Annotated in this window: 4 protein-coding genes; 2 read left to right on the forward strand and 2 right to left on the reverse strand. The window is 71.3% G+C overall.

Annotated features, from left to right (window positions below; genetic code table 11):
- Positions 1–748 (reverse strand): GAF domain-containing protein (locus RIF68_RS23870; protein ID WP_309053347.1); only part of this gene is annotated, 748 nt, incomplete at its 3' end.
- 431 nt (positions 749–1179) lie between these two features.
- On the opposite strand from RIF68_RS23870, the gene RIF68_RS23875 reads away from it, so the two are divergent.
- On the forward strand, positions 1180–1944 hold the full coding sequence (locus RIF68_RS23875) for a transglycosylase SLT domain-containing protein (protein ID WP_309053348.1): 765 nt from the start codon (positions 1180–1182) through the stop codon (positions 1942–1944).
- 82 nt (positions 1945–2026) lie between these two features.
- Here RIF68_RS23875 and RIF68_RS23880 read toward each other — a convergent pair whose 3' ends face one another.
- Positions 2027–4630, reverse strand: a complete 2604-nt coding sequence (locus tag RIF68_RS23880) for an FHA domain-containing protein (RefSeq protein ID WP_309053349.1) — start codon at positions 4628–4630, stop codon at positions 2027–2029.
- Positions 4631–4877: 247 nt separating this feature from the next.
- Here RIF68_RS23880 and serB point away from each other — a divergent pair, with 247 nt between their 5' ends.
- A complete protein-coding gene (serB, locus tag RIF68_RS23885) occupies positions 4878–6092 on the forward strand; it encodes a phosphoserine phosphatase SerB (protein ID WP_309053350.1) in 1215 nt (404 codons plus the stop codon).
- The last annotated feature ends 40 nt before the right edge of the window (positions 6093–6132 follow it).

Here is a 6132-nt window from a genome sequence, read left to right on the forward strand (position 1 = left end):
GGGCGGCGGGGCGCAGCTCCACGACGGCGGCGCGGAGCTCGTCGGCGGCCTCGGCGGCGAGCGCGGCGACCTGCTGGAGCTCCCCCTTGGCGCGGGCCGGGTCCCGGTCCACGAGAGCGGCGGCGGCTTGGGCGGTGAGGCGGAGCGAGAACAGCTTCTGGCTGACGGCGTCGTGCAGCTCGTGGGCGAGCCGGGAGCGCTCCTCGGCGATGGTGAGTTCGCGGCTGCGCTCGTAGAGGCGGGCGTTGGTGAGGGCGATGGCGGCGTGCTGGGCGAGGATGCCGAGGAGTTCCTCGTCCTCCTCCGTGAAGCCGCAGCCTCCGCCGGGCCGGGGGCAGCGCTTGTTGGCGAGGAAGAGGGCGCCGAGGATCTCGTCCCCGTCACGGACCGGCAGGCCGAGGAAGTCGGACATCTCGGGGTGGGCGTCGGGCCAGCCCTCGAAGCGGGGGTCCTGGCGGACGTCGGCGAGGCGCTCGGGCTCGGCCTTGTGGAGCATCGAGGCGAGGATGCCGTGCTGGCGGGGCAGCGGACCGATCGCCCGCCACTGCTCGTCGCTGACGCCGTCGACGACGAACTGGGCGAAGCCGCCGTGGTCGTCCGGGACGCCCAGGGCCGCGTACTCGGCGTCGAGCAGCTCGCGGGCGGAGGCGACGATCGTCTTCAGGACGTCGCGCACCTCCAGATGGCGGCTCATCGCGAGGAGGGCGGTGCTCACGGCGGCCAGGCCGGAGCTCGGTCGATGGCTCATGGGCTCACCGTACCGGCGGGGTGTGACGGTGCGTATCCGCCTGGGGACGGCCATGGAGCAGGACTCGAGACCTAGGTCGGACCGGGTGCCGGGGCGGGTCGTCCGCAAGGAAGAGGCGGCTCACTGTGCGCATTGCTGGCGCAACCTGCCGTGACTCCGTGGGGTGGCCTGTGTGAGCCCGCGCATAGGACGCAGGTCACTTACGAACCTCCCTAGTGGAGGGGTAAAGGCCGTGTCAGTGCGGGATGAGCGGGCCGGGTGACCGCGTGGGTGGCCCGTGCACGGGCCCCTGATCCACTATCCGGGATCGTACGTCACACCTTTGCCACAGCATTTTGCGGCCGCTAAGAATTGCCAACGTCGCCGCCGAGCAGGCGCAGCGCCGCCCCGGCCCAGCGACGACCCCCAGCGATTCGAAGAGGTAGTCCTGCATGTCTGCGAACACCCCTGGCCACAGTCGTGGTCTGAAGAAGACCCACAAGGCCACGATCGCCGGCGTCGCCGCTCTGGGCGCCGCGGCGCTCACGCTCTCCCTCGTCCCCGGTAACGGCTCCACCGAAACCGAGCCGCAGGCCCTCGCCGGCACCCAGCAGGTGGCCTGGGCGTACGACGCCCAGAGCCCGCAGGCCAAGGCGCTGGCCGCCAGCGTGACCGAGCAGCAGGCCACCGTCGGTCTGAAGGCGCAGCAGGCGGCCGAGGCGGAGGCCAAGGCCGCCGCCGCCGCCAAGGCTCAGGCCGCCGCCGCGGCCAAGGCGAAGGCCCAGGCTCAGGCGAAGGCCAAGGCCGAGGCGCAGGCCCGTGCCAAGGCCGCCGCGACGAAGCGTGCCGCGACGAAGGCCGCCGCGAGCCGTTCCGCCGCCCGCACGCCGGTCTTCGCGAACAACCTCGACGGCTGGATCCGTGAGGCGCTGTTCATCATGGACAAGCACAACATCCCGGGCAGCTACCACGGCCTGCACAAGAACATCATGCGTGAGTCCAGCGGCAACCCGCGGGCCATCAACAACTGGGACATCAACGCCATCAACGGCGTCCCGTCCAAGGGTCTGCTGCAGGTCATCTACCCGACCTTCAAGGCCTACCACGTGCCGGGCACCAAGTTCGACCAGTACGACCCGGTCGCCAACATCGTCGCCGCCGCCAACTACGCGGCCGACCGCTACGGCTCGATCGACAACGTCAACAGCGCCTACTGATCCGGCGCGGTTCCCGCTGTCGTACGCCGAAGGGCGGCACCCCCGCGTGGGGGTGCCGCCCTTCGGCGTACTCACGGGGACGTCACTTGCGCATGACCTCGGGCTCGTGGCGGCGCAGGAGGCGGGCCACGACGAAGCCGAGGACGACGGTCATGAACAGCAGCACGCCCACGTTGAAGGCCCACTGGCCGGCGCTGTGCTCCCACAGCGGGTCCAGGTCGGTGGGGTTCTTCGGGTCCCACGGCGCCATGAGGTGGCCGAGGTCGAGCGTGGTGCCGGCGCCGGCGATGGCCCAGCGGGACGGCATGAGCCAGGCGAACTGCTCCAGGCCGGGCGAGCCGTAGACCTTGAACAGGATGCCGGTGAAGACGACCTGGACGATCGCGAACATGACGAGCAGCGGCATGGTCTTCTCGGCGGTCTTCACCAGCGAGGAGATGACGAGGCCGACCATCATCGAGGTGAGGCCGAGCGCGATGACGACCAGGCAGAGCTCCAGGGCCGGCGGCATGATCAGGCCCTCGGCGGGCAGCTCGCGGATGGCGAAGCCGATGCCGCAGAGGATTACGCCCTGGAAGGCCGTGATGACACCGAGGACGATCACCTTGGACATCAGGTAGGCGGAGCGGGAGAGGCCGGTGGCGCGCTCCCGCTCGTAGATGACCCGTTCCTTGATCAGTTCGCGGACGGAGTTGGCGGCTCCGGAGAAGCACATGCCGACCGCGAGGATCAGCATGATGATGCCGGCGTCGCCGTTGAAGCGGGACGGCGGCGTGGGCGGGGCCAGGCCGAAGTCGGACGGGATGACGACCGAGACCGCGCCGATGACCGCCGGGAGCATCACCATGAGGGCGAGGAAGCCCTTGTCGGAGGCGATGACCGAGGCGTAGCGGCGCATCAGGGTCCACAGCTGGGAGCCCCAGCCCTGGGGCTTGGGCGGGCGGGCCATGGCCTGCTGCGGGACCTGGACGGGCTGGGCGGCGACGGCGTCGATGTCGGCCGCGTACAGCTGGTAGTGCTGCGAGCCCTTCCAGCGGCCCGCCCAGTCGTAGTCGCGGTAGTTCTCGAAGGCGGAGAAGACGTCGGCCCAGCTGGAGTAGCCGAAGAAGTTCAGCGCCTCGTCCGGCGGGCCGAAGTAGGCCACCGAACCGCCGGGGGCCATGACGAGGAGCTTGTCGCACAGGCCGAGCTCGGCGACGGAGTGGGTGACGACGAGGACCGTACGGCCGTCGTCAGCGAGGCCGCGCAGGAGCTGCATGACGTCGCGGTCCATGCCCGGGTCGAGGCCGGAGGTGGGCTCGTCCAGGAAGATCAGCGACGGCTTGGTCAGCAGCTCCAGGGCGACGGAGACGCGCTTGCGCTGGCCACCGGAGAGGGAGGTGACCTTCTTCTCCTTGTGGATGTCGAGCTTGAGCTCGCGCAGCACCTCGTCGATGCGCGCCTCGCGCTCGGCGGCGGCGGTGTCGCCGGGGAAGCGGAGCTTGGCGGCGTAGCGCAGCGCCTTCTGGACGGTCAGCTCCTTGTGCAGGATGTCGTCCTGCGGGACCAGACCGATGCGCTGGCGCAGCTCGGCGAACTGCTTGTAGAGGCTGCGGTTGTCGTAGAGGACGTCGCCCTCGTTGGCGGGCCGGTAGCCGGTGAGCGCCTTGAGGAGGGTGGACTTTCCGGAGCCGGAGGGGCCGATGACGCCGATGAGCGACTTCTCGGGGACGCCGAAGCTGACGTCCTTGAGGATCTGCTTGCCGCCGTCGACGGTGACCGTGAGGTGGCGGGCCGAGAAGGAGACCGAGCCGGTGTCGACGAACTCTTCCAGCTGGCCGCCGACGATCCGGAAGGTGGAGTGACCGACGCCGACGATGTCCTGGGGGCCGAGGAGGGCGGTGCCGCCCTTGGGGATCGGCTGGCCGTTGACGTAGGTGCCGTTGTGCGAGCCCAGGTCGCGGATCTCGAAGCGGCCGTCGGGGGTCGCGTGGAACTCGGCGTGGTGGCGCGAGACCTGGAGGTCGGAGACGACCAGCTCGTTCTCGAGCGCGCGGCCGATGCGCATGACGTGGCCGAGGGACAGCTGGTGGAAGGTGGTGGGGCTGCGGTCGGCGTAGGCCGACGACGCCCCCGCGGCGCCGGGGCCGTGGCCACCCGCCGGGCCCTGCTGCTGCGGCACCTGCTGGGGGACCTGGTGCTGCGGCACCTGCTGGGGGACCTGCTGGTGCGGGACCTGGGGCGGTGCGGCCGCGGGCTGGGGGGCCTGGTGCTGCCATCCCTGGTGCTGCGGCGCCTGCGCGGCGGCCCAGTCGGCCGGGGCGGCGCCGTGGGCGGCGGGGGCCTGGGCGTGCGGGGCGGGGGCATGCTGCGCGGGCATCGGCGCCTGCTGCGCGGCCGGGCCGACGGCGGTGAGATCCAGCCGCGGGCCGTCGGTGGCGTTGCCGAGGTGGACGGCCGTGCCCGGGGCGAGCTCCAGCTGCTGGATCCGCTGCCCGTGGACGAAGGTGCCGTTGGTGGAGCCGTGGTCCTCGATGACCCAGCTCCGGCCGCCCCAGCTGATCGTGGCGTGGCGCCACGAGACCCTGGCGTCGTCGATGACCAGGTCACCCTGCGGATCACGGCCCAGGGTGTACGACCTGGCCGGATCGAGGGTCCAGGTCCTGCCGTTCAATTCCAGTACGAGTTCTGGCACTCCATGCCCCACTACTTGTCCCCCGATGTACCCCCGGTCGCCGGGAGTCCAGGGATGGCGAATCATCCGGGGGGAACTATTTCAGGCCCGGTCCCGTATCCGGAAGTCGGGCCGTGTGAAGACCCGGGGCGGGTGCGCTCCGCCGGTCCCCGGGGCGGCCCCGCCGCGGCCCGGCGGGCGGGGTGAGGGACCGGACGGGTGTCCGCTGGGCGGGACGGGGGGCCGGGTGGCACGCCGTGCCCGATACGGTGGAACCACCATGAGCGCATCGCAGAACTCAGACGTTCCCACCCTTCTCGTCAAGATCTTCGGGAAGGACCGTCCCGGGATCACCGCCGGACTCTTCGACACCCTCGCCGCCTTCTCCGTCGACGTCGTGGACATCGAGCAGGTCGTCTCCCGCGGCCGCCTCGTCCTGTGCGCGCTCGTCACCGAGCCGACCGTCACCTCCCAGGGGGAGCTGCGGGCCACCGTGCACAGCTGGGCCGAGTCCCTGAAACTGCAGGCCGAGATCATCTCGGGCACGGGCGACAACCGGCCGCGCGGCCACGGCCGCTCCCACGTCACGGTGCTCGGACACCCGCTGACGGCCGAGCAGACGGCGGCCATAGCGGCCAGGATCGCCGGGGCCGGCGGCAACATCGACCGCATCTTCCGGCTGGCGAAGTACCCGGTGACCGCGGTCGAGTTCGCCGTCTCGGGCTGCGAGACGGAGCCGCTGCGCACCGCCCTGGCCACCGAGGCGCACCGGGTCGGCGTCGATGTCGCCGTGGTGTCGGCGGGGCTGCACCGGCGGGCGCAGCGCCTGGTCGTCATGGACGTCGACTCCACCCTGATCCAGGACGAGGTCATCGAGCTGTTCGCGGCGCACGCGGGCTGCGAGGAAGAGGTCGCCGAGGTGACGGCCGCGGCGATGCGCGGCGAGCTGGACTTCGAGCAGTCGCTGCACGCGCGGGTGGCGCTGCTGGCCGGCCTGGACGCCTCCGTGGTGGACAAGGTCCGCGCGGAGGTCCGGCTGACCTCCGGGGCCCGCACCCTGATCCGTACGCTGAAGCGGCTCGGCTATCAGGTCGGTGTGGTCTCTGGTGGATTCACGCAGGTCACGGACGATCTGAAGGAACGTCTCGGCCTGGACTTCGCGCAGGCCAACACGCTGGAGATCGTGGACGGCAAGCTGACGGGCCGGGTGACCGGGGAGATCGTGGACCGGGCGGGCAAGGCGCGGCTGCTGCGCCGGTTCGCGGCCGAGGCCGGGGTGCCGCTGGCGCAGACCGTGGCGATCGGTGACGGGGCCAACGACCTGGACATGCTGAACGCGGCCGGGCTCGGGGTGGCGTTCAACGCCAAGCCGGTGGTGCGGGAGGCCGCGCACACGGCGGTGAACGTTCCGTTCCTGGACACGGTGCTCTACCTGCTGGGGATCACCCGCGAGGAGGTCGAGGCCGCGGACGGCGGCGAGGTGCCCTCGCACTGAGCGCCGGAGCGGAGCGTGTAAAAGGGGCCCGCCCGCCGGA

The sequence above is a fragment of the Streptomyces sp. genome, assembly GCF_031178505.1.
Taxonomy (GTDB): Bacteria; Actinomycetota; Actinomycetes; order Streptomycetales; family Streptomycetaceae; genus Streptomyces; species Streptomyces gulbargensis.

What these genes read in the sequence shown, in the direction of transcription:
- RIF68_RS23875 (WP_309053348.1), top strand. Translation starts at nt 1,180, where the DNA reads ATGTCTGCGAACACCCCTGGCCACAGTCGTGGTCTGAAGAAGACCCAC.
- serB (WP_309053350.1), top strand. Translation starts at nt 4,878, where the DNA reads ATGAGCGCATCGCAGAACTCAGACGTTCCCACCCTTCTCGTCAAGATC.